Genomic DNA, 24,486 nt, shown 5'->3' on the forward strand with positions numbered 1-24,486 from the left:
TTGGGCCGGATTTTAATCCGTGATGGCCGGAAAAAGAAATTTCCGGCCATCGCCGGGTAAAATCCGGCCTGTTTTTTATTTTTCCGACTGGAGCCGCAGCGATTCCGGCTCAAAAGGGCATTTTCCGGCCGTCAGCCTCAGCCCTCACCTTTCAACAGCAGGTAAATGGCCTGCGTGCCTCTTTCATCATGACCCTGCTCTGACAGCTTGTCATAAAGAGATTTAGCCAGTGCAAGGCCTGGTGTGTTCATCCCCATAGCTTCTGCTGATTGGATCGCAATATTCATGTCTTTAATAAAATGCTTGATGTAAAAGCCGGGCTCGAAATCCCCTTTGATCATGCGTGGTGCGAGATTTGCCAGTGACCAGCTGCCAGCGGCGCCGCTTCCGATACTGCCAAGCACCTGCTCCGGATCAAGGCCGGCTTGTTCCGCATACACAATCGCCTCTGCAACACCCATCATGTTGGAGGCAATGGCAATCTGGTTGCACATTTTCGTGTGCTGTCCTGCACCCGCACGGCCCTGAAGAATAATATTTTGTCCCATTGCTTCAAGCACGGGCTTTACGGCTTCAAAGTCAGTACTGTCACCACCGACCATAATAGTCAGTGTTCCGTTTTTGGCACCGACATCACCGCCTGATACGGGCGCGTCCAAAACGTGGATCTCTTTTTTCTTTCCTTCTTCATACAATTTTTCGGCCAAAAGCGGGCTGGAAGTAGTCATATCGATTGCATATGATCCTGGTTTTGCATTTGCTAAAATTCCGTTTTCTCCAAGATAAACAGCTTCTACATCGCTTGGGTAGCCGACAATGGTAATAATCACATCGGCTTCTTTTGCTACTTCTGCCGGTGTATCCTTCCAGGCCGCACCTGCTTCGAGCAGCTCCTGCGCGCGTGCTTTTGTCCGGTTGTACACAACAACCGGATAGCCGGCCTGCATTAAATGGCCAGCCATACTTTTCCCCATTACACCTGTTCCAATAAATCCAACGGTTTTGCTCATATGTATTCGACTCCTTCCAAAAATTGCTTTCTTCTTCATTGTACCAAAAAAGCGATTTGGTTGTTTTAGATTTTACGCTGAGTGGTAAAATGCTAAGGAGGAATAAAGGAGGAGCACAGGATGAAAGATGTTCAAACGAAACGAGCAGTGCTCCGTTTTGAAAAAGGAAAAGCAGAGCAGGCTGAAGACAGCATCGTAACTGAGCAGCCGGTGACCGTGAAGATAAATGGCAAAGAATTTGTCACAATGGTATGCACACCCTCTTACATAGAAGATATGGTCATAGGCTATTTAGCATCAGAAGGGGTGATTCGCAGGTACGAGGACATTGGTCAAATGCGAATGGACGATTCGGGCTTTGTTCACGTAGAGCTGACGCGTATAAATCCTTTTTTTGAGCAGCTGCAAAACAAGCGATACGTGACGTCATGCTGCGGAATGAGCCGGCAGGGGTTTGTTTTTGCGAACGATGCACTTACCGCGAAAAAAAGACATGACATTCATGTGAAAGCAGCACCAGATCTTTGTTTTTCGCTTATGCAAAGGATGCAGGAGGAAGCCGGTGTTTTTAAAGAAACAGGCGGCGTTCACAATGCGGCTCTTTGCGATGAATCCGGTATTCTCCTTCAAAGAATGGATATCGGCCGGCATAATGCACTTGATAAATTGTACGGGCACTGTCTGCGGAACGGAGTGTCGACGAGGGGGAAAATTCTTGTGTTCAGCGGCCGGATTTCATCGGAGATTTTATTGAAGGCAGCGAAGATCGGCTGTGAAATGGTTCTGTCAAAATCAGCACCGACAGAATTGGCTCTGCAGGCAGCCGAAGAACTGGGTATTACGACCGTCGGTTTTATCCGGGGCGGCTCTATGAATGTGTACACCAGGCCGGAGCGAATCATCTTGCCATGAAAGAAGGCCTCTGCTATAATAGATAACGCTTACATGAAAAGGCTTCCTTTTGAAACAAAGGGGATGGGAAACGAATATAACGGTCGTTTCTATATGGTAGTAATGGCATTTCTTTCGATGGGAAACGAAAGAAGCAGACAGCATGCGCACATCAGCATGCTGTCTTTTTTTGTTTAGTTCTATTTCTGAAAGGGTATTTTTAGAAAGTCTTTCGTAAATATACAAAACGTGAAAAAGGGACAAGCACAATGATCATGAAAAAGAGGGGTGTTTTCGCTGTGACCGAATACGTAAAAGTAACCATTAATGGGCAGAAAATGAGTATTCCGGGAGAGGTATCAATTTTGCAGGCTCTTCAAGAGCAGGCAGTTGACGTACCGCATGTTTGTTACCATCCGCAGCTGGGTGCCATTGAAACATGTGATACATGCTTAATTGAAGTAAACGGGGAATTTGTCCGCTCCTGCTCCACCCACATTGAAGATGGGGATGTGATTGACACAGCTTCTGGAGATGTAAAGCGGATACAAAACATTGCGATGGACCGTATTTTACACAATCATGATTTGTATTGTACGGTCTGTGATTATAACAATGGCGGCTGTGAAGTGCATAATACCGTGAAGCAAATGAAAATTGAACACCAGAGTGAGCCGTTTGAAGAAAAGCCTTATGTAAAAGATAACTCCAATCCATTTTACCGGTACGATCCCGACCAGTGTATCCTTTGCGGACGCTGCGTAGAAGCATGCCAGGATTTACAGGTAACCGAAACCCTGTCTATTGACTGGAGTTTAGAGCGTCCACGTGTTGTGTGGGATGATGGTCGTCCCATCAATGAATCTTCATGTGTATCGTGCGGACACTGTTCTACGGTCTGCCCATGTAACGCTATGATGGAAAAAGGCATGGTTGGGGAAGCTGGCTTTTTAACGGGAATCAAAGAAAACACATTAAAATCAATGATTGAGCTGACGAAAAACGCGGAAACCGGCTTTAGCTCTATTATGCCGATTTCTGATGTAGAAGCAGCGATGCGTCAGACGCGTATTAAAAAAACAAAAACAGTTTGTACCTATTGCGGCGTGGGCTGCAGCTTTGACGTCTGGACAAAGGATCGGCATATTTTAAAAGTGGAACCGCAGATAGAAGCACCGGCAAATGGCATCTCCACCTGCGTAAAAGGAAAGTTTGGCTGGGATTTTGTGAACAGTGAAGAGCGTTTGACAAAACCACTTATCCGCGACGGAGAGACATTCCGGGAAGCAGAATGGGACGAAGCTCTTTCGCTGATCGAAACGAAATTTAAAAATATAAAAGAAACATATGGTCCTGAATCGATGGCCTTTATTTCTTCTTCAAAATGTACAAATGAAGAATCATACTTAATGCAAAAGCTTGCCCGCGGCGTCATCGGCACAAACAACATCGATAATTGCTCACGCTACTGCCAGACACCAGCAACAGTCGGGCTGTTCCGTACAGTCGGCTACGGAGGTGACTCTGGTTCGATCACGGATATTGAACAGGCCGGCCTTGTGATAATTGTCGGCGCGAACAGTGCTGAGTCCCATCCTGTACTTGCTACACGGGTTAAACGGTCCCATAAATTGTTTGGCCAAAAGCTGATTGTTGCGGACCTTCGAAAAAATGAAATGGCTGACCGGGCTGATTTGTTTATTCAGCCAAAAGCCGGTACCGATCTTGTCTGGCTGTCCGCTGTAACCAAATATATTGTTGACCAGGGCTGGGCTGATGAAGAATTCCTGCAAAAGCGGGTCAACGGCATGGAAGAATATATTGCCAGCATTCAGCCGTATACACTCGAGTACGCCGAGCAAGTAACGGGTATTTCCAAGCAGGAACTGATTACGATTGCCGAAACCATTCACAACACAAAATCAACGTGCATTCTCTGGGCAATGGGAGTTACACAGCATATGGGCGGAAGTGACACGAGTACAGCAATATCGAACTTGCTCCTCATTACCGGCAACTACGGAAAACCAGGTGCCGGAAGCTACCCGCTGCGCGGCCATAACAATGTACAGGGTGCCAGTGATTTCGGCAGTATGCCGGACCGCTTCCCGGGCTATCAAAGCGTAAAGGATGACGCTGTCCGCGCTAAATATGAAAAAAGCTGGGGCGCAAAAATTCCAGCGGAGCCAGGCTTAAACAACCATGAAATGGTGTCTGGCATCCATGCAGGCAACGTAAAACTAATGTACTTAAAAGGCGAAGACATGGGCTTAGTAGATTCAAATTTAAACTACGTTCATTCCGCTTTTGAGAAACTGGATTTCTTTGTGGTACAGGATATTTTCCTATCTAAAACGGCTCAGTTTGCCGACGTCGTTCTGCCAGCTTCCCCGTCTTTTGAGAAAGAGGGCACTTTTACAAATACAGAACGTCGTATTCAGCGCTTGTATCAAGTGTTCGAGCCGATGGGCGATTCAAAACCGGACTGGCAGATCATTATGGAAATCGCAAACCGCCTTGGTGCCGGCTGGGAATACACGCATCCAGGCGAAATTATGGCTGAGGCAGCAAGCCTGATGCCAATTTATTCAGGTGTCACCTATGACCGCCTTGAAGGCTACAACAGCCTGCAATGGCCGGTAGCAGAAGACGGGACTGATTCACCGCTGCTCTTTAAAACGCTGTTCCCGTTCCCGGACGGCAAAGCACGTCTTTATCCGGTCGAGTGGACCGAGCCAATTCAATACGAGGAAGAATATGACCTTCATGTGAACAATGGCCGGCTTTTGGAGCACTTTCATGAAGGGAACATGACGTATAAATCTGCTGGTATTTCTTCAAAAACACCGAGCGTCTTCCTGGAGGTATCGCCGGAGCTTGCGGCCGAGCGGGGGCTGGAAGACGGAACCGTTGTCCGGCTGACGTCACCGTATGGAAGCGTAAAGGTTTCATGTCTTGTTACAGACCGGGTCAAAGGCAAAGAAGTGTACCTGCCGATGAACAGCCAGGGCGAAGGAGCGATCAACTATTTAACAAGCAGTAAAGCGGACAAAGATACGGACACGCCGGCGTATAAAGAAATCAGCGCCAAGATGGAAATTCTATCTGCAAAAGGGGACAACCCACTGCCAAGAATCAATCATCGCAACGGAAATCCGCAGCCGCAAATCGGCGTGCAGGTCGAGAAAAAGTGGGCGCGGCCGGATTATGTATTCCCTGGTGACCTGGTAACGAAAGGAGTGTCGAAGCGTGGCTAGAGCAATCACGGCGATACGCCGCCTGGAAATCAGTGAAGAAGAACAGCGCCGCCGGGACCTTGAAGAATTGGGAACATTGTTCATTGAACACAAAGAAGTCATCAAAGATTTTCTGCATATGCTGGATAAAATTCAAGACCGCAGTGGCCTGGATGTGGTAACCGGCTTGTTTGATAAAGGCGATGAGGTACTGGATGTGCTGGTTAGGGCAACGGACAAGCCTGAAGTCGCGAAAATCATTAAAAACAGCCTGCTTCTGCTTGGCTCGCTGGGAAAAATCAATATTGAAGACATGAATCCGTTTATTGAAAAAATCAACGGCGGCTTACATCACGCTGTCCGCTCAGAAAATAAAGAAGCGGGCTACGGTTCCATGCTTCGGACCCTGGCCGCTCCGGAAACAAAAGAAGCGCTCGTATTCCTTCTTTCGTTCCTTAAGGGAATGGGAGCAGGCGCGCCAAAGCCGCAGCCTGTGCCAAAGAAGAAAAAAGGAAAAAAGGGCTGGCTTTTAGCTGCAAGCCTGTCGCTTGCCAGCGTTGTTCTTTTATCAAAGCAATCAGATAAAACAGATTCAGAATCTCTTGAATACGACGTTGTTCACCATCAATAAGAAGAAAAAGCAGTGTGTTTAAGCATACAGATTGAACGCACTGCTTTTTTATTACACATTAGGAGGGCTTCAGATGGCTTATTATCCCCCTAAGAAAATTGCCCAGGCGGCCATAGAAGCAGGCAAAACAAAAACAGAGCTTCCGCTTCCTCAAATGCTTGTATTAGGATTTTTAGGAGGCGCCTTTATTTCAATTGGATACCTGTTAGCGATCCGGGTATCGGCTGATGTTCCGCATGAATGGGGATCGTTCGCTTCTTTTTTAGGCGCAGCCGTTTTTCCGCTTGGCCTTATTTTAATCCTCATTGCCGGAGGGGAGCTGCTGACCGGCAATATGATGGCCGTTCCAATGGCATTTCTGGCCAAAAGAGTGACCATTTCAAGGTTACTGCATAACTGGTTTTGGATTACGATCAGCAACTTTATCGGCGCTCTGTTTGTCGCCTATTTTTTCGGCCACGTAGTTGGACTGACAGAAACCGGTCCGTACCTGGACAAAACCGTTTTAACCGCTCATGCTAAAGTAGACACCGCTTTTTGGCCGGCTTTTATCTCCGGCATCGGCTGCAACTGGCTTGTAGGGCTGGCTGTCTGGCTCGCATACGGCGCAGACGATATCGGCGGAAAAATTTTAGCCATCTGGTTTCCGATTATGGGCTTTGTCGCGATCGGATTTCAGCATATTGTCGCCAACATGTTTGTGATTCCAGCAGCGATTTTTGCCGGAGAGTTAACCTGGATGGACTTTCTGCAAAACTTTGTACCGGTATACCTGGGAAATGCCGTCGGTGGTTTCGTTTTTGTGGCCATGGTATATTGGATTGCTTATGTGTCGAGAAGCTCCGTAGCGACCGATAAATAACCCAAAAAACCACTCGCTTCACAAAGAGAGTGGTTTCAATACTGTTGAAATAGGATGTTATCCAGCTGTATCATCCTCAGAATCCGACTGTTTATGGACATTTTCGGTCTGGCTTGATCCCCTATGTGTGTCCGTTCTTAGTCGAAGCATAGAAAAAGCGGCATTCGCGGGGCTCCGCTTTCCAAGGGGCAGGCGGGTAGTTCAACGTTCGCCCCTGCTGTTAGTACAGCCGCCAGTCCGCAGCCCACTGACGCTGTTTTTTTTAAGAGGAGGCTTTCTGGCAAGCTAAAAAAGAAACATGCTACATATACTTTTTGAAAAAACGAATTTCCTCTTGCCCTTCTTTGTTTTTCAACAAAAAACCACTCTCTTCATAAAGAGAGTGGTTTTTTTAATTAATCAAGCAGTCCAACCATTTTTAACCCGTTTAAAATCCCATCTGCATCAACGTTCGTTGTTACGTGCTTGGCAGCGTTGATTGCTTCGGCGTGTCCATCGCCCATTGCTACACTGTTTACCACGGTCTTTAACATTTCCACGTCATTTAAGCCGTCTCCAAACGCATAAATATTTTGGGGTGAAATGCCAAGTTTATCGATCACTTTTTGAATCCCTTTTGCTTTAGAGCCGCCTGCCGGCACGATATCAACAGAAAGAGGATGCCAGCGGACAAAATCAAACTCCGGGAATTCTTTTTCATATTCTTTATCTTCTGGGTCCTGGCAGAACAAAAGGGACTGATACAGGTCGCGCCCTTCATGGTAGTTCGGATCATGCTCAGGAAAGTAATTGATTTTCAATGTACTAATTCCAGTGGTGACATGCTCGTGTTCAGGCGTGTTGGCTTTCATATCTTCATGATCCATAAACACAACAGGATGCTCTCGTTCGACGGCTACATCCGTTAAGCGGAGCAGAGCTTCTTTATTAAGTGGGTTTTTATAGAGCGGTTCTCCTTTGAAAACAACATACTGACCGTTGTAGCTAACGAATGTTTCAATACCCAGCTCCTTGCGCAGGTCTTCGAACATAAATGGCGCACGCCCTGTGGCAATCGCTACTTCATGGCCACGCTCTTGAAGCTCACGGATAGCCTGCCGGGTAGAAGCCGGCAGCTTTTTGTCATGATCGTACAATGTACCGTCTATATCAAAAAAAATAATTTTTTGGCTCATAAAAATCCCCTTCACGTTTTATTTTCCCTTTATATACTAGCAAATGGAAGCAGATCGAACAAATGAAACATTCGTTATATAATGTGTTGTTTTAAAAAATAGCCTGTATTTAAATGGAGTATTCAGCAAAAAAAGTGGCGCGTGTTTTTCAACGGACTGTTGCTTGATCAAATAGTAATTTGTTTTGGGAAAATAACCATTCTGTTGAAATATGATGTTATTCAGTTGAGTTATCCTCAAAACCTAAATGTGTAGTGACCGTTCTTAGCCGAAGCATAGAAAGGGCGGCATTCGCGGGGCTCCGCTTTCCAGGGGGGCAGGCGGTGAGCTTGCCTTCGTCACTTCGCGGCAAAGTCGATCTCACTCACCTGTCCCGCTAGTCCTTTAGGAGTCTCTGCCCCGCGCCTGCCGCCTTTGTGGGTAGGAAAGAAAGCCAGTGAAACCCAGTGTGTTTCTCCCTCTTTGCTGAAAAAAACAGAAAAACTCTTTCAACTTCTTTATTTTTCAGAAGCATAACGGGCGGAGGGCTGCCAGCTTAGACTTCCGCAGGACGAGCGGACAGGCCGGTTCAGCTTTCGTCCCTGCTGTTAGCGCAGCTGCCAGCCCACAGCCTACTGACGCTGTTTTTCAATACTAAGTTTGTTTTGGGAAGACGACGATGTTTGCGGAGCCTGCAGGGTGCATATAATAAAAGAGTATAGAAATAGGTGTGAAGGAGCGAGGCTTAATGAAAATTTCCGAGATGGAAGCCGGCCTTTATTGCACGCGCTGTCATGATGAAACCATTCACCGGGTTGTGTATGTAAATAATAAAATTCAAAGCATCGAATGTGAGGAATGCCACCGGATGACAGGCATGAAGGTCGATGCGAAAAAAGAATTGTATAAAGAAGTGTACAACCGTGTTTCAACAAAGCCTTCACGAATGACACAGGAATATAAACAGGATTTAAGTAAATTTGTTTCCGGTATGCCGCTGCGGGTCATCAGTAAGCCGTACAGACTAATGAAATACGTAAATGAAACAAGAAAAGTACTTAAGCAGTCCAAGTATTTTTAACGCAGGCGGTATGCTTTTTCAAGCAGCCGCTTTTTTTCGTATTCGAAAAAAGACGGCGCACTTAACTGCGGCCGTCTGGTTCGATATGAATATGGGTAAGGCGGATGTCATGCTCCTGCAGCAGTGCTTCCTCTACATATTCAGTGATGTCGTGGCTTTCAATAACGTTCAAATCCGGATCGACAAGAAGAACGACATCTACCAAGGTAATATTTCCGTGAGAACGTGCTTTAATGCTCGGCACGCCACGGACACCTGGTACTTTTTCGACAGTTTTCTGCATACCTTTTAATTTATCAAGGTCAAATGCATCGGTCAGGGCAAGAGAGGCTTCCGAGAAAATGCTCCAGGCTGTTTTTAAAATAATTAACCCAACCACAAACGCAGTAAGTGTATCAAGCCAGCCAAGGCCCAGGCGTGACCCGATAATCCCAATAAAAGCGCCTATGCTGACAAGAGCATCTGAGCGGTTGTCATGTGCCGCAGCCAAAATGGATTGGCTGTTAATTTTTTTTGCAAGGCGTATATTGTATAAATACACTCCATACATAACAAGCGCGGCGCCCAAAGCTGTCCAGGCCGTGAACATATCAGGCGTTTCATGGTTCGCTTGAAACAGTGATTGTCCGGCTGAAATCAGAACTTGAACCGCCACGGATGCCATAATAAAAGCGGCTAAAAGGGAAGCGACCGTTTCTGCACGGAAGTGTCCGTATCGGTGATTTTCGTCCGGTGGCTTGCGGGCAATTCGCAGGCCAATTAAAATGGCGACAGAAGCAATAATATCTGTTGAGTTATTTAAGCCATCTGCTTTTAGAGCTTCAGAGTTACCGATCCAGCCGACGGTCAATTTTACTGCTGACAGGAATAAATAGGCTGCAATGCTGATCCATGCACCGCGTTCTCCCTTTTTTAAATCTTCATATGCTGTTTCCACCTATGGTTCCTCCAGAAAAGTTAGTGTTTATACTATACCAGCCCCCATTTGGGTGGGTCTACGGCAACATGATTGCCACTGTCTCAACAAGTTGCCTGCGTGCTAAAATTGTTCTTTTTGACAAAAAAGAGAGTCAATTGCAAAATAACAGGGAAAAGAATAAAGAATAATAAATAGGTGGTGAAGACAATGGATACATTCAGCAGCCTGCACCCCGCGCTGCAGGCTTTAGCCGGTGGTATCATCAGCTGGGGTATGACAGCGCTCGGCGCAGCCGTTGTGTTTCTCTTTCGCGACATTAAAGAATCCATCATGAAAATGATGCTTGGCTTCGCGGCTGGCGTAATGATCGCCGCTTCTTTCTGGTCACTGCTGGCACCGGCCATTGAATTCAGTGAAGAAAGCGGACAGATTGCCTGGCTTCCGCCGGTCATTGGCTTTTTGCTGGGCGGCCTTTTTATACGCCTGCTTGATGTGGTTGTGCCTCATGTACATATTGGGCGTGAAAAGGGCGAAGGTCCATCTACAAAACTGAAGAAAACGACGCTTTTATTTTTAGCGATTACGCTGCATAATATTCCGGAGGGACTGGCTATTGGCGTTGCGTTTGGCGCAGCTTCTTTACATATGGATGGCGCGACGATAGCGGCTGCTCTTGCCCTGGCTTTTGGGATCGGAATCCAAAATATGCCGGAAGGCGCAGCAGTATCTGTGCCGCTTCGGGGAGAAGGCATGTCAAGGCTGAAGGCTTTTAACTATGGCCAGGCTTCTGCAATCGTTGAACCGATTTCTGCGGTGATCGGTGCTGCCGCTGTCCTGTTTATTCAACCTATTTTGCCCTATGCACTCGCTTTTGCTGCTGGTGCGATGATTTTTGTTGTAGTGGAAGAATTAATTCCAGAATCACAATCTTCGCGCAATACAGACCTTGCTACAATGGGCGTTATGGTTGGCTTTGCCCTTATGATGGTGCTGGACGTGGCACTTGGATAATGAGGAAATCGGAAGGCATAAAAAAACAGCCTCAATTCTTAATGAAGAACTGGGACTGTTTTTTTTCTTTTCAATTCATAAAAAATAATTAAGTTTAAGCCGGGTAAATAAATAGAAGGTTTTCGTTCCGTATTTTCGTCTGTCAATGGTGATTCCTCCTTGTCCGTCCGAGTTCATACGTTTAGTATGAACAAGCAGAGAAGGATTGTCAGCGAGTCTGTTAGAATTCCTTCCAAACAATTTAAACTGCTTCTTCAGCCGCTTCACTTCGCTTATTCGCCAGCCGCCAGTATAAATGATGGTGTTCATCATGTACGGTAACATGAATCCGAAACTCATTGGGGTCAAGGCGTATACGGTGTTCGCGTGCCCATGCCAAAATAGACCGAAACCCGCTTTTTATCCCGGTCGTTTTTCCCTGAAGCTCAAGCAGCGCATAAGAGCCGGCCGGAATCGTTAAACTCGACATACCAGATGGGATAATATCAATATGGCTCACTTCCATGGCGATGCAGTGCGTATACAGCTGTCCAGCTCGTTTCAAGCAAATATCCATTAAGTATCCGTCTGTTTGGGCTGGAATCTGGCTGGCCGTTTCTAAAAATCGTTTTTTCCATTCTGGGCGCATAGCGGCGATTTCTTCTTCTGTACCGCTCATCTCAAAGCCCACTACTGTGACCGCACGTACATCTACAAGTTTCGGATTCATGATCTCAGCTCCTTTTTCCTCTCCTTTTCCCGCTTTTAAATGTTTTCACACCGTTTCCTTTGGGAATAGCAATTGTAAAAACGATGAACAAACGTTATACAAGGAGGTCCTTGTGAAAACGAATGTGTTTATTTCCGGCGGCGGTGTCTCCGGTCTTCTGCTCGGACTGATGCTTGCGCGAAATGGCATCGATGTAACCGTTGCTGAAAAAGATGCTAAACCGTCAGTCAAGTACAAAGGAGAGCTTCTTCAGCCCAAGAGCTTAGAATTGATGAATCGAATCGGCCTTTTGGAAGAAGTGGAAGCGGCTGGATTCCCGATTCGGACAACTTCTATTACAGAGTATGATGGCAGCCGGGTTCTCCAAAAAATAAAATACCATTACGAAAAGATCGACCATTCTTTTAACAAAGCGCTTATGGTGCCTCATGAAGAGCTGAAAGAAATCATCCGAAGGTGTGCAGAAGCATACCCGTCTTTTCACTTTTTAAATCCGGCAAAATTCAACGGATTCCGCGAAGAAGGTATCCCAAAACGAACTGCCCTCGTTACGCATAAACAGCAGGGAGAACTGGAAATAAAAGCGGATTTTTTTATTGGGGCGGAAGGGAGAGTTTCGCCAGTCCGTAAAAGCCTTGGCATTCAGTTGACCGAAACGGAGTATAACCACTACTTTTTAACCGTTACCTTTCCCCGGCCTGAGAGTATAACAGAAGGCGAAATGATTGTGAGAGGCCATTCTTTCCTTGGTCTTTTTCCTCTTCCAGATTAGAGGGTGCGCACAGTGCTCCTCATTAAAAAAACAGAATACAAGGAAATGAAACGAAGCGGTCTTGATTCCTTTTACCGCTGTTATATCGACTTAAAGCCTGAGCTTGACGGATATGTACAGCACATCAAAACATGGAAAGATATTCAGCTTATGATCCCGTCACGTCACAATGCGGATCGCTACATAGAGGGCAATTGCGCGCTTATAGGTGATGCTGTCCATACGGTTCACCCCATGGCGGGAGAAGGGATGAATCTGGCCATTCAAGATGCTTTTACACTTGGAGAGCTGCTTTCCTACATGTATGGAGCCCGCTGCCTGGATGCTGCCCAGCTGAAGCTGTATGAACAGGTACGTAAGCCTCGTGCTGAATTTTTATCGTCTCTTTCTCATTTGTCCGCCCTTGCTTACTCGTATTGGCAGGGACCATGGCCGCGCGTGCGTTCTCACGTACTGAAAAGAATTGAGCGTATACCTGCTCTTCACTATAAGCATATGCTCAATATTTCAGGACTTGGTGTCTGGAAGGAAACACTTCTAGACCGCTTTATTCAAATTGGGCTTTTGCCGGGAAGTATTCTGCCGAAGGTGAACGGAAAAGAGCATCAATATACAGAACAGGATGATTATCCATGGAAAAAGAGGGGGAACTGGAATGATTGCTGAATATCGAAGCATGTGGGAAGCAAGAAACTGGCTCAAGAAAAATGAACCATTTTTGCCAACGTGGCAGGCTTATGTCGGCTACCGGCTTGATTTATTCCGAAAGCTGGCCAGCGGCGCCACGCTAGAATCGCTTGTAGCTGACTACGGCTATGAAGAAACGCTTCTACGTTCATGGGCCGATACCGGCATGGTGCTTGGTCATTTGAAAAAAGAGGGTGACCGGCTGATCCCTTCGAAAAAAATGCTGAAATTTTTTTCTCAAGGAAGTAATGAGGCGGTTGGCGAGCTGCTGAAGGAATTGTTTGAAATGCATATGCCATCCTTAATGAGTTATCCTAAGATGATGGAGTCCAATCAAAAAGGACAGTTTAACGGAGAAGATTTCGGCAAAACAGTAGCAGCGACTTCGGCTTTAATTCAAAAAAGAGCATTTGGCCACGTTCTGTCAGAAATCAACGCTCAAAAGCCGCAATGGGTACTCGATATCGGATGTGGCACAGGCGGCTACCTGATGAATCTGGCTGAGCGAATGAAGCAGGGAACTTTTGTCGGTGTGGACATCAGCAGGGAATGTGTTGACGAAGCCCGTCAACAAGCCGAAACAAAAGGTCTCGCTGAAAAAGTGAAATTTTATTATGCAGATATTAACACATGGGAAGTGCCAGACCAATTTTTTGATGTCATTATGATGAATAACCTCCTTCATTACTATTCTCCAGATGCGCGTAAAGAGCTGCTTGCACGCGTATCCAGGCTGGTTAATCAAAACGGAACGGTTATTATGATCACGCCGCTTTACCTTGAACGAGGAGGGCAGCGGTTTTCAGCCGCTTTTAATTCATTTATGGAAGCACATGAAAATTTATATCCACTGCCTCGAAAGAAGGAACTAATTCGGGATGCAGCATCAGCAGGCCTTGAGCTAAAGTCCATTAAAACGGTCGTGCGTGAAGGAAGCTGGTATTGTATAAATTTTTCAAAAAAATAAGTATAATAGGAGAAACAACTAAAGCGAGGCGGATAAAATGGCGATTGGATATTTAAACGGACAGGTTATTAACTCTGATGATCCGGTGCTGCCAATTGATGAACGCGGACATCAGTTTGGCGATGGAGTGTATGAATATATTCGTGTTTATGGCGGACGTCCATTTATGATGAAGGAGCATTTGGACCGCTTTTTCCGAAGCGCGGAAGCCATCAAGCTGAACCTGGACCAATCACGGGAAGACATTGAGGCTATTACAAAAGACTTGATCGAGCGAAGCGGGCTGGCAGACTGCGACATCTATATGCAGGCAACACGCGGGATTGCACCGCGCAACCATTTGTTTCCGAACGTGCCGGCATCAATTTCAATGACTGTTAAGCCGTTTCGAATGATGGATGAAACGCTACGTGAAGAAGGGGCCGGCATTAAGCTTATGCCCGATGAACGCTGGCAAAACTGCTGGATTAAAACACTTAATCTTCTGCCCAATCTGCTGGCGAAGCAGGAGGCTTTTGAAGCGGGAGCATTCGAAGCAGTGCTTGTCCGTGATAATGTAGTCACGGAAGGATCAAGTTCAAATCTGTTTCTTGTTAAAGATGGAAAACTCATTACGCCGCCGGCGACAAAGCACATTTTACACGGTATCACACGGATGGCTGTGATCGATATCGCAGCCGAGCTTGACATTCCAGTAGAAGAAAAAGCTTTTTCACCCGACGCTGTTTTCGAAGCAGACGAAGTGTTTTTAACAAGCACAGGCATTGAAATTGTGCCCGTCACCTCTGTTGATCGTCAAACGATAAGCGATGGAAAACCAGGGGAAATAACGAAAAAAATTTATGAAGCATTTATGAAGAGAGTATAAAAAAGTCTCCTTAACGGGAGGCTTTTTTTATTTTTGAATAGAATTTTCTGAAAATAATCTATTCAATTTGAAAAGGATATGCCATAATGAAAAATACGTTTTATTAATTGCGTTATTTTAAAAAATATTTTTGGGAGGTAATGCAATATGAACGATCAAAAATTAAAGATTAATGGTTTGCGTTTACAGAAAACCCTTGAGTCGTTTGCGGATTTCGGCCGGACCGAGCGAAACGGGGTCACGCGGCTGGCTTTATCGGAAGAGGACCGGCGAGCGCGTGACTATTTCCGGTCATGCTGCGAGGAGATCGGTCTTGCTGTATCAGTCGATGACATGGGAAACATGTATGGCATGCTTGCGGGACGGGAAAACAAGCCGCCGGTTGTGATGGGCTCACACCTTGATTCGGTAAAAAAAGGCGGGCGCTTTGACGGGGTGCTGGGTGTGGCCGCAGGGCTTGAAGTGATGCGGACACTGGTAGAAAACGGCGTGGAGTCGATCATGCCCATTGCAGTCATGAATATGACCAATGAAGAAGGCGCCCGATTCGAACCGTCGATGATGGCGTCAGGGGTGCTTTCCGGAAAGTTTAACAAAAAGGAAATGCTCGCAAAAAAGGACGCAGACGGCATTACATTCGAGGAAGCATTGCAATCGTCTGGCTACGAGGGCTCCGTTCAAAACAGGCTGAAGGAAGCCTCGGCTTTCTTGGAATTACATATTGAGCAGGGACCCATCCTCGAAAAAGAAAGCTTGTCGATTGGGATTGTTGAATGTGTGCTCGGTATGGTCTGTTATGAAATTGAAGTGACAGGTGAATCGGATCACGCCGGCACGACGCCGATGTCGATGCGTAACGATGCCCTGTTTGCGGCTGTAGATTTAATGAAGGAAGCCAGAGAAAAACTGGCGGCGCTGGGTGATGACCTCGTATATACGATCGGCCGCGTGAATGTGTCGCCGAATATTCATACGGTCATTCCAAACAAGGTTGTTTTTTCATTGGAAGCACGGCATACATCAGCTGAGGTCATTAAAAAAGTAGAAGAAATCATTCAGGAGATGCAGGAGTCTGAACAAAGAGCAGCATGCGAGGTAACACCCCGAAAATTGTGGAGCCGTGATACGGTTTGGTTTGAGCCGGCACTTTGTGATGCATTTGAACAGTCAGCAGCCTCACTCGGTTTTTCTCATAAAAGGATGGTCAGCGGGGCGGGGCATGATGCACAGTTTATGGCTTCCTACATTCCGTCAGCGATGATTTTTGTGCCAAGCGTAAATGGAAAAAGCCATGATGAGGATGAATTAACGTCGTGGGAAGACTGCGAAAGAGGAGTCAATGTGCTATTGGACACTGTGCTTTCACTTATTTGATGAAAAGGACTCGATCACTTATAGTGATCGAGTCCTTTTTTAAAGATTTCCAGAATGATATCGTGCTGTGTTTTACTCATTACGTGCTGTCGGATTTCGTTCAGCTCGGCGACAAGGCCGGCATCCAAATGCAGGTTAATGGTTTTTCCTCTATCAGCTTGCTGAACATCATAACCGCCTTCACGTTTTTTTACCTGTCCTTCGAGCACCGTGATCAAGTCAAAGGAAACACTGTCAGGCACCTGGATGAGGCTGCCCTCGAAAAAAATTTCCTTGGCATCGCTGGAAAAGGAAATGGTAATGGGATGACCACTGTTACGGTTTTCATCTCGAATGAGCCGGGCTTTTTCCTGGCAAGCCGGCGTATTTGGAACGGCAATTTTGGCTTTCATCTTACACCTCTTCTTTTCGCAAATTGGCTTCTTTTACGCCGGTTTTTATCTCAAATGTTGATTCTATCTGAACGGTATAGCGAAATTCTCCTCGTTTCAGCGACGCATCCATAACCATCGCATACTCCGGCCCAAGAAGCACCCGGTCCAGCACATCAAAAGCAGGAGCTAAATACCCTTTTTCGTACAGGAAGCTGTATACGGCTTCTTTCGGATAAAGGAATCGCTTTTTTCCCTGCTTTGTGCGCAGTGCCGGGAAAGCCTGCTTTTCATCCAGCACCTCACCAAGATAGCCTTCATCTGCCCATCGTTTAATCGTTGACATATTTAATTCGCGGCCGGTTTGCTTTTGGATAAGCTCAATGATTTCCTTGGATGAGACGAACCGTCTGCGTTCTTCTTCTTGTTCAGCGACAGCTGCCAGCTGGATGCGAAGCTGTTCAAGCTCGGATTCGTATTCATGGATTCGCTGCTCCAATTCATTCTTTTTCACATCTGTCACTTCTTCCGTTGGTAGTCTCTTTATCCTACACCAAATGAATATCCTTTGTCAGAAAATATATCAAAAATGATGTGTTCTTTTTTTGTTTGCTGTATAAATATTTTAAGATGCAATCAATAAATGATCAATAGACAGAAAACATGCAAGGGGGAATAAATAATGCACATGAATCGAATGAAGAACCGTTCTATTTCACTGTCGGACCTGTCCCAAAATTTTCAAGAGATCGAACCGGATTTAACTGCCAAGGAAGCAATGGATGAAGCGAACCGCTGCTTGTACTGTTATGATGCGCCTTGTATTACTGCTTGTCCCACCTCTATTAACATCCCATCATTTATTAAAAAAATCGCTTCTGGCAATTTAAAAGGATCGGCGAAAGTCATTATGGAAGCCAATCCAGTCGGTGCAAGCTGTGCGCGTGTTTGTCCGACGGAAGAATTGTGCGAGGGTGCCTGTGTCCTGAATGATGCATCACAGCCAATCATGATCGGCAACCTGCAGCGTCATGCCACGAACTGGGCAATACATAATCGCGCACAGCTGTTTAAGGCGGGAGAAAAAAACGGCAAGTCCGTGGCCATTATTGGCGGTGGGCCGGCGGGACTGTCTTCAGCGCGCGAGCTGGCGCGTCTTGGATTTGAGGTCACTATTTTCGAAGCCAAGGATAAAGCGGGCGGCCTCGATACGCACGGTATTGTTTCATTTCGTCTTCCGCAGCGCGTTTCGATGTGGGAGGTCGAGCAGGTAGAAAGCTTAGGTGTCAAGATTCGCACAAACACAATGGTTGGACGGGATATCAGCCCTGATGAACTGTTAGCCGAATATGACGCGGTAGTCCTTGCGATTGGCATGGCAAATGTTCCGCCTCTCGGCATTGGGGGGGAAGACGCAAAAGAAGTATATGATGCAATCGAATTTGTTGAATCCACCAAAACACCTCCTATGGATACTCATTTAATCGGTAAAAAAGTGGTAATCATCGGCGCTGGCAATACAGCGATCGATGCGGCAACCTGTTCAGTACGGCTTGGTGCTGCCAATGTGAAAATGCTGTACCGCCGAACAGAAGAAGAGATGACGGCGTACGAATTTGAATACGAGTTCGCCAAGCAGGAAGGAGTGGAATTTCGCTGGCTCACACAGCCGGTCGGCATTGTGAAAAATGAAGCAGGTGCAGTAAAAGGGGTAATCTGTCTCCGAATGGAGCTTGGTGCTGCTGATGAATCTGGCCGCCGCCGGCCCACACCAGTCCAGGGGTCCGAATTTACGGTAGAAGCCGATGCCGTTGTTTGTGCTATTGGCCAGACGCGTTACCTTTCTCTTATTGAAGCGTTCGGTTTAACACACAAGTGGGGCACGGTCAAAGTGGACCTCGCTACACTTCAAACGTCTAACCCGAAAGTGTACGCAGCAGGCGATGTGATTTTCGGTGACGGGCAAGGAGACGCCATGGTCGTCACAGCGGCAGAGCAGGGGAAACAAGCTGCTTACTCGATTTACAAACAGCTTATTGGCTTAAGCATGGTGCAAACATCTTAAAGGGGGAGATCCATATGGCAGACTTACACGTAAATTTCGCAGGTATTAAAGCACCAAACCCATTCTGGCTTGCATCCGCGCCGCCGACCAATTCCGGTTACCAGGTTCAGCGGGCATTTGAAGCAGGCTGGGGCGGAGCGGTATGGAAAACACTTGGAGATCCAATTATCAATACGTCTTCCCGGTTTGCGGCAATGCATTTTAACGGCCAGCGGGTAGCCGGCTTTAACAACATTGAATTAATTACCGACCGTCCGCTCGAAGTGAATTTAAAAGAAATTTATGAAACGAAAAAACGATTTCCCAATCATGCAGTGATTGCTTCTCTCATGGTGGAACCGAAACAGGAAAAATGGCATGAAATTGTGAAAAAAGCAGAAGCGGCCGGGGTTGACGGGCTTGAGTTGAACTTTGGCTGTCCGCATGGCATGGCGGAACGGGGAATGGGTGCCGCATCCGGGCAGGTGCCAGATCTGGTTCAAAAGCAGACGACGTGGGCAAAGGAAGCAGCCCGTACGCCGGTTATTGTCAAGCTGACACCGAACATTACCGACATTACCGCTACAGCCTGGGCAGCGGTTCAGGGCGGGGCAGATGCTATCAGCATGATTAATACGATTAACAGCCTGGCTGGTGTGGATCTGGATTCATGGAATACCGTACCGAATGTAGCCGGAAAAGGAGCACATGGTGGCTACTGCGGCCCAGCGGTGAAGCCCATTGCCTTGAACATGGTTGCAGAATGTGCGCGTAATCCTGAAATTAATGTGCCAATCTCAGGCATTGGCGGCATTGGCACGTGGAAGGACGCAGCCGAGTTTCTTTTAATGGGCGCGGGCAGCGTGCAGGTGTGTACAGCGGCGATGCACCACGGATTCAGTATTGTAGAAGATATGATCGACGGCTTGAGCAATTATCTCGACAGCAAAGGGCTTGCTTCTGTTGAAGAATTAATTGGCCGGACTGTCCCGCGCTACTCCGACTGGGGCAATCTTGATTTAAATTACAAGGTAGTAGCCCATATTAACCGGAATACGTGCATCAACTGCAACAAATGCCATATTGCCTGTGAAGACACGGCGCATCAGTGTATTGATATGCTGACGTCTGCTGACGGCAATAAATATTTGCAGGTGCGCGAGGAGGACTGTGTCGGCTGCAATCTTTGCTCGATTGTCTGCCCGGTGGACGGTGCAATCGATATGATCGAAATTCCAAATGGTCCGCCAATGACGTGGAATGAACGCCAGATCGCGATTAAACAGCCGATTGTTTAATGAAAAGGAGTGAATGAAAATGAAAAAAATCATTAAAAATGGTGTGATTGTCACAGCAGCAGATCAATATGAAGCAGATTTGCTTATTGAAAACGGCAAAATTACCAAGATTGGTGCCCGGCTTGATGATGAAGCAGATGAAGTGATCGATGCAAAAGGTGCTTACATTTTCCCTGGCGGTATTGATCCGCACACGCATCTTGATATGCCATTTGGCGGAACGGTTACAGCTGATGATTTCGAAACGGGTACAATCGCCGCGGCATTTGGCGGCACAACGACCGTGATTGACTTCTGCCTGACAAACAAAGGAGAGCCGCTGCAAGAAGCAATCCATACGTGGCATGAGAAATCAAAGGATAAAGCGGTTATCGACTATGGCTTCCACCTCATGATTGGAGAAGTAAACGATGCGGTGCTGGCTGAAATTCCAGAGGTCATTGAAAGGGAAGGCATTACGTCCTTTAAGGTATTTATGGCGTATAAAAATGTTTTCCAGGCGGATGACGCAACACTTTTTCGCACGCTGCTGACAGCAAAAGAACACGGCGCTCTCGTCATGGTGCATGCGGAAAACGGCGACGTGATTGATTATCTTGTGACCGATGCACTGGAAAAAGGACATACCGAGCCCATTTATCATGCGCTCACACGCCCTCCGGAAGTAGAAGGGGAAGCGACCGGGCGGGCAGCCGCGCTGACCGGTCTTGCCAATTCCCAGCTGTATGTTGTCCATGTGTCATGTGCTGAAGCGGCACATAAAATTGCAGAAGCACGCCAAAAAGGCTTCCAAGTCTGGGGCGAAACATGTCCGCAATATTTGCTTCTCGACCAGCATGATTTGGAAAAGCCGGACTTTGAAGGCGCTAAATACGTCTGGTCACCGCCGCTCCGTGAAAAATGGAATCAGGATGTGCTGTGGGACGCATTAAAAAACGGCCAGCTGCAGACGATTGGTTCTGATCAGTGCTCGTTTAACTTTAACGGACAGAAAGATCTCGGCAGGGAGGATTTCACCAAAATTCCAAACGGCGGTCCGATCATCGAAGACCGGTTCAGCCTCCTGTTTTCAGAAGGAGTGAAAAAAGGGCGCATTTCCATCAACCAATTCGTGGATCTCGTTTCGACCCGGTCAGCGAAATTGTTTGGCTTGTTTCCGCAAAAAGGGACGATCGCCATCGGCAGTGACGCAGATATCGTCATTTTTGATCCAAACAAAGAACGGGTCATTTCCGCCCAGACGCATCACATGAATGTAGATTACAGTGCGTTTGAAGGAATGAAGGTAACCGGTGAACCGGTTTCCGTGCTCTCACGCGGCGAGTTTGTAGTCCGGGAAGGCGAGTTTACCGGCAAGCCGGGAAGCGGACAATACATTAAGCGAAGCCGATACAGCAGTACACAGGCACGTCAGGCGGTTACTGCTCCATAATCATCCATTGAAAGAGGAGGAATCACGAATGAAAGAGCCCAGCCGTTATTTGAAATCGCCGGATTTATTGCCAATTGCCCATCAGGACCGCAAAATCGGTACGTTTGGTTTTGCACTGATATGGATTGGGATGGCGGTTGTGTTAGCTGCTTTTGCTATTGGGGGAGCAGCAGTTGAACAAATGCCGCTTTCATGGGTGCTTGCCGCTTCTTTTATCGGCTGTGTGCTGATTGGCTCTTTTATTTCAATTATCGCCGATATTGGTATTGAGCATGGATTGTCTTTCCCCGTTTATATGCGGGCTCCGTTTGGAACAATCGGTACACATATACCGTCAGCGATCCGCGGCATTGCGGCATCTATGTGGTTTGGAATCAACACTTATTTTGGGGCGCTGGCGATCAACGGCATTTTAAATGTCCTGTTTGGCTTTGATAACTGGTTCATCTGCTTTTTAGCGTTTGTCGCGGTGCAGGTGGCCAATACGATTATCGGCATCAAATCGATTGAGAAATTTGCAGATTTGGCAGCACCGGTTATCATTTTAATTTCGATTTGGATGTACATTACACTCTCCGACCAGGCAGCTGCAGCGGATAAAAACGTTTGGTCCTGGGTGGAGAATCCGCTCAGCGGCGGCCTGCTGTTTAATGCGTTTATGGTCGTTATTCTGGCCAATATGGGATACTGGTCCACGCTTGCTGCTGATATCTCATCGATTTCCCGCTTTATTCAAGCGCCACAGTTTGAACAAAACTGGTTTAAGCGCAACAAAAGTGTTCTTGTCGGCAGTTTAATTGCCATGCCGATTACACAAACATTCGTCGTTGCTATCGGGGGCGTAGCATTTATTGCAGTCGGCAACTACGATCCGGTGGCCGCTTTGCAGGAAGCATCAAGTGGAATTGTGCTGGCTATTCTTCTGCTACTGATCGTATTTGCCCAGTGGTCTACAAACACAGCGGCCAATCTTGTACCAGCGGCCACCGTTTTTTCAAACATAGGCGGGCCGAAAGTACCTTTTTATGCAGGGGTGCTCGCAGCTGGAATCATTGGCATGGTGACACAGCCGTGGAATTTATTCAACATACTTATGCCATTTCTGCTCATTATGGGCGGTGTGCTTTCCGCCATTGTCGGCATTTTGTTTGCTGACTACTACTTAATCCGTAAGCGCCGCGTGAATGTACCGGACTTATTTGAAATGGATGGGCAGTACCGGTACCATTACGGTGTTAACTGGGCTGGGATTATTTCCTGGATAATAGGCGGGGCACTTGCGATTATATTTTCCACGTATTCGTTTTTTATTGGCTTTGCAGTCGGCGCCGCCGCTTATTATGTATTAGCGAAGTTTTGGTGGTTCCAAACCTACAAGCAGGCTGAACTCGAAGATCCGAGTGATGAGAAATATCTTGGTGTAACAGTTGGTCGTGATTGGGTTATTCTTCCAGAAAGGGAGGCAGCGGCCGATGAAATGGTGCCTGCTGCCAATGAAAAATTGTAAAAGAGGTGGGAGACGATGTCTGATTATAAAGAATTTGTAAAAGAAAAGGAAGCCATCGACGCCCTCATTGACGACGGCTACCGGATCATTGCAGTAAAGGAAACGTTAGAAGGAGATTTTACTGAATTTGAACGGCATCTGGAACGAAAGGAACTACACCTTTTAACAGCAGAAGCGCGTAAATATATAGGGACACTCATTGTGGAAGCGAAAAGGAGGAAGCATATTGATTCGTACGGAGGAACATACGAGCAAGCTGGTACAGCAGGATCGTGACCATCTTTGGCACGCGATGGCGAAATTTAGTGAGGAAACAGCTCCTTTACTGGCTGTCATCGGTGATGGAGCCTGGTTTCAAGCCGCAGATGGAAACCGGTATATGGATGGTGTTTCGGGTCTCTGGTGCTTGAATCTTGGCCATGGCCGACAAGAAATTGCCCAGGCTGTGTATGATCAGTTAATGAACGTTTCGTATTTTCCGCTCACAATGAGCCATGAGCCGGCTGTAGAGCTGGCCGCGAAATTGAGCGGCTTGCTTGGCGCACCGTACACAACGTTTTTTACATGCAGCGGTTCTGAAGCGAATGAGGCGGCTTTTAAAATTGCCCGGCAGTACCATGCTCAAACCGGTCATCCGGAAAAAACGAAAATTATTTCCCGCTACCGGGCGTATCATGGTTCAACACTGGGTGCGCTGAGCGCCACAGCCCAGGCAAATCGAAAGTTGAAATACGGAGCGGGGGCACCAGGGTTTCTTCATATACCACCACCGTATTCTTACCGCCCGTCGTTTCCGGATGACATCGCTGCAGCAGATCACCTGGAAAAAGTGATCGAATGGGAAGGTGCTGATACCATTGCCGCTGTAATTATGGAGCCGTTTGTTTCTGGAGGCGGCGTATTGATTCCATCGCCAGCGTATTTACAGCGGGTCGCCGATATTTGCCAGAAGCATAAGGTGCTGCTTATTGCCGATGAAGTAGTATCCGGTTTTGGCCGCACCGGGAAAATGTTCGGGTTTATGCATTCAAAAGGCGTACAGCCGGATATTGTGACCATGGCAAAAGGCTTAACGGCTGGCTGTATGCCGCTTGGGGCAACGGCGGTTCGAGCTCATCTTTATGATGCATTTAAAGGAGCAGAAGGCGGTACGCATTTCCGGCATGTCTCCACATTTGGAGGACATCCCGCTTCCTGTGCTGCGGCATTGAAAACGATTGAGATTTTGGAAGAGGAACACATTCCAAAGCGTGTCGCCAGGCTAAGTGATGGGATCATGAAAGAACTGTACAAGCTGGAGTCCTGTCCGATCGTCGGAGAGGTGCGCGGGATTGGTTTTCTGTATGGCATTGAAATCGTACAGGATCAGCACACGAAGGAGCCGGCATCAGAGGAAACGATGGTGGCGATCGCCAGCGCATGCAAAGCAAAAGGGCTGATTATTGGCCGGAACGGTGATACGGTACCCGGCTTTCAAAACATTCTCATTATCGCACCACCTCTTTCTTCAACAGAAGAAGATTTACGTTTCTTAATGAATACGGTCAAAACAGCTGTAGAAGAAAGAGTCTCATAATGCCTATTTTTTAAAGCAATAAGCAAGTGCTGTTGTAAATTCATTATCACTGAAAAGTTTGCTGGCTGAGTGCCTTAGTGAATGTG

At 47.0% G+C, this 24,486-nt stretch carries 23 protein-coding genes; 17 read left to right on the forward strand and 6 right to left on the reverse strand.

Translation table 11 applies throughout. The features are described from left to right. Positions 1 to 137: 137 nt before the first annotated feature. A complete protein-coding gene (locus VP97_RS03920) occupies positions 138 to 1,010 on the reverse strand; it encodes an NAD(P)-dependent oxidoreductase (protein WP_050180373.1) in 873 nt (290 codons plus the stop codon). Positions 1,011 to 1,130: 120 nt separating this feature from the next. Here VP97_RS03920 and fdhD point away from each other — a divergent pair, with 120 nt between their 5' ends. The 4 genes from fdhD to VP97_RS03940 all read left to right on the forward strand — a co-directional run bounded on the left by fdhD (position 1,131) and on the right by VP97_RS03940 (position 6,630). Beyond that, positions 1,131 to 1,922 (forward strand): formate dehydrogenase accessory sulfurtransferase FdhD, encoded by a 792-nt coding sequence (fdhD, locus tag VP97_RS03925; RefSeq protein ID WP_050180374.1) that lies wholly within the window; start codon positions 1,131 to 1,133, stop codon positions 1,920 to 1,922. 248 nt (positions 1,923 to 2,170) lie between these two features. Further along, positions 2,171 to 5,158, forward strand: a complete 2,988-nt coding sequence (gene fdhF, locus VP97_RS03930) for a formate dehydrogenase subunit alpha (RefSeq protein ID WP_425388440.1) — start codon at positions 2,171 to 2,173, stop codon at positions 5,156 to 5,158. Further along, positions 5,151 to 5,768: a helical membrane plugin domain-containing protein gene (locus tag VP97_RS03935; protein ID WP_050180375.1), complete on the forward strand. Its 618-nt coding sequence runs from the start codon at positions 5,151 to 5,153 to the stop codon at positions 5,766 to 5,768. The genes fdhF and VP97_RS03935 overlap by 8 nt, the downstream gene beginning before the upstream one ends. Before the next feature lie 73 nt (positions 5,769 to 5,841). Then, on the forward strand, positions 5,842 to 6,630 hold the full coding sequence (locus VP97_RS03940; protein ID WP_050180376.1) for a formate/nitrite transporter family protein: 789 nt from the start codon (positions 5,842 to 5,844) through the stop codon (positions 6,628 to 6,630). A gap of 395 nt (positions 6,631 to 7,025) precedes the next feature. Here VP97_RS03940 and VP97_RS03945 read toward each other — a convergent pair whose 3' ends face one another. Beyond that, a complete protein-coding gene (locus VP97_RS03945) occupies positions 7,026 to 7,805 on the reverse strand; it encodes a Cof-type HAD-IIB family hydrolase (RefSeq protein ID WP_050180377.1) in 780 nt (259 codons plus the stop codon). 727 nt (positions 7,806 to 8,532) lie between these two features. Between VP97_RS03945 and VP97_RS03950 the strand changes: the two genes are divergently transcribed. Further along, positions 8,533 to 8,865, forward strand: a complete 333-nt coding sequence (locus VP97_RS03950) for a hypothetical protein (RefSeq protein WP_050180378.1) — start codon at positions 8,533 to 8,535, stop codon at positions 8,863 to 8,865. A 61-nt stretch (positions 8,866 to 8,926) separates the two neighbouring features. On the opposite strand, the gene VP97_RS03955 is transcribed toward VP97_RS03950, so the two are convergent. Continuing rightward, a complete protein-coding gene (locus VP97_RS03955) occupies positions 8,927 to 9,802 on the reverse strand; it encodes a cation diffusion facilitator family transporter (protein ID WP_050180379.1) in 876 nt (291 codons plus the stop codon). 189 nt (positions 9,803 to 9,991) lie between these two features. Here VP97_RS03955 and VP97_RS03960 point away from each other — a divergent pair, with 189 nt between their 5' ends. Next, positions 9,992 to 10,795, forward strand: a complete 804-nt coding sequence (locus tag VP97_RS03960) for a ZIP family metal transporter (RefSeq protein ID WP_050180380.1) — start codon at positions 9,992 to 9,994, stop codon at positions 10,793 to 10,795. Positions 10,796 to 11,036: 241 nt separating this feature from the next. Here VP97_RS03960 and VP97_RS03965 read toward each other — a convergent pair whose 3' ends face one another. After that, positions 11,037 to 11,504 (reverse strand): GyrI-like domain-containing protein, encoded by a 468-nt coding sequence (locus VP97_RS03965; protein WP_050180381.1) that lies wholly within the window; start codon positions 11,502 to 11,504, stop codon positions 11,037 to 11,039. A 112-nt stretch (positions 11,505 to 11,616) separates the two neighbouring features. Here VP97_RS03965 and VP97_RS24435 point away from each other — a divergent pair, with 112 nt between their 5' ends. From VP97_RS24435 to VP97_RS03990, 5 genes are all read left to right on the forward strand, one after another. After that, positions 11,617 to 12,276, forward strand: a complete 660-nt coding sequence (locus VP97_RS24435) for an FAD-dependent oxidoreductase (RefSeq protein WP_050180382.1) — start codon at positions 11,617 to 11,619, stop codon at positions 12,274 to 12,276. A gap of 12 nt (positions 12,277 to 12,288) precedes the next feature. Then, positions 12,289 to 12,942, forward strand: a complete 654-nt coding sequence (locus VP97_RS24440) for an FAD-dependent oxidoreductase (protein WP_050180383.1) — start codon at positions 12,289 to 12,291, stop codon at positions 12,940 to 12,942. Further along, a complete protein-coding gene (locus VP97_RS03980; protein WP_050180384.1) occupies positions 12,932 to 13,930 on the forward strand; it encodes a class I SAM-dependent methyltransferase in 999 nt (332 codons plus the stop codon). Before VP97_RS24440 ends, VP97_RS03980 begins: the two co-directional genes overlap by 11 nt. Positions 13,931 to 13,967: 37 nt before the next feature. Beyond that, the gene (gene dat, locus VP97_RS03985; protein WP_050180385.1) at positions 13,968 to 14,798 is read left to right on the forward strand and encodes a D-amino-acid transaminase; all 831 of its coding nucleotides are present in this window, start codon (positions 13,968 to 13,970) and stop codon (positions 14,796 to 14,798) included. Positions 14,799 to 14,945: 147 nt separating this feature from the next. Further along, complete coding sequence (locus VP97_RS03990; protein ID WP_050180386.1) at positions 14,946 to 16,172, forward strand: Zn-dependent hydrolase; 1,227 nt, start codon at positions 14,946 to 14,948, stop codon at positions 16,170 to 16,172. 14 nt (positions 16,173 to 16,186) lie between these two features. Here VP97_RS03990 and VP97_RS03995 read toward each other — a convergent pair whose 3' ends face one another. Beyond that, positions 16,187 to 16,564 (reverse strand): hypothetical protein, encoded by a 378-nt coding sequence (locus VP97_RS03995; protein WP_050180387.1) that lies wholly within the window; start codon positions 16,562 to 16,564, stop codon positions 16,187 to 16,189. Between the two features lies 1 nt (position 16,565). Then, positions 16,566 to 17,057: a hypothetical protein gene (locus tag VP97_RS04000; protein WP_050180388.1), complete on the reverse strand. Its 492-nt coding sequence runs from the start codon at positions 17,055 to 17,057 to the stop codon at positions 16,566 to 16,568. A gap of 174 nt (positions 17,058 to 17,231) precedes the next feature. On the opposite strand from VP97_RS04000, the gene VP97_RS04005 reads away from it, so the two are divergent. Genes VP97_RS04005 through VP97_RS04030 form a run of 6 tightly spaced genes read left to right on the forward strand, consistent with a single transcriptional unit; the run spans position 17,232 to position 24,400 of the window. Next, the gene (locus tag VP97_RS04005) at positions 17,232 to 18,608 is read left to right on the forward strand and encodes an NAD(P)-dependent oxidoreductase (RefSeq protein ID WP_050180454.1); all 1,377 of its coding nucleotides are present in this window, start codon (positions 17,232 to 17,234) and stop codon (positions 18,606 to 18,608) included. Positions 18,609 to 18,622: 14 nt separating this feature from the next. After that, entirely contained in the window at positions 18,623 to 19,885 is a 1,263-nt protein-coding gene (gene preA / locus VP97_RS04010) for an NAD-dependent dihydropyrimidine dehydrogenase subunit PreA (protein ID WP_050180389.1), read from the forward strand. Positions 19,886 to 19,904: 19 nt separating this feature from the next. Next, positions 19,905 to 21,317 (forward strand): dihydropyrimidinase, encoded by a 1,413-nt coding sequence (hydA, locus tag VP97_RS04015; protein ID WP_050180390.1) that lies wholly within the window; start codon positions 19,905 to 19,907, stop codon positions 21,315 to 21,317. Between the two features lie 28 nt (positions 21,318 to 21,345). Beyond that, positions 21,346 to 22,824, forward strand: a complete 1,479-nt coding sequence (locus VP97_RS04020) for an NCS1 family transporter (protein ID WP_050180391.1) — start codon at positions 21,346 to 21,348, stop codon at positions 22,822 to 22,824. Between the two features lie 15 nt (positions 22,825 to 22,839). Then, positions 22,840 to 23,100 (forward strand): hypothetical protein, encoded by a 261-nt coding sequence (locus VP97_RS04025; protein WP_050180392.1) that lies wholly within the window; start codon positions 22,840 to 22,842, stop codon positions 23,098 to 23,100. Beyond that, the gene (locus tag VP97_RS04030) at positions 23,054 to 24,400 is read left to right on the forward strand and encodes an aminotransferase (RefSeq protein ID WP_050180455.1); all 1,347 of its coding nucleotides are present in this window, start codon (positions 23,054 to 23,056) and stop codon (positions 24,398 to 24,400) included. Before VP97_RS04025 ends, VP97_RS04030 begins: the two co-directional genes overlap by 47 nt. Positions 24,401 to 24,486: the final 86 nt, after the last annotated feature.

It is taken from the genome of Domibacillus robiginosus, from assembly GCF_000966195.1.
Taxonomy (GTDB): Bacteria; Bacillota; Bacilli; order Bacillales; family Domibacillaceae; genus Domibacillus; species Domibacillus robiginosus.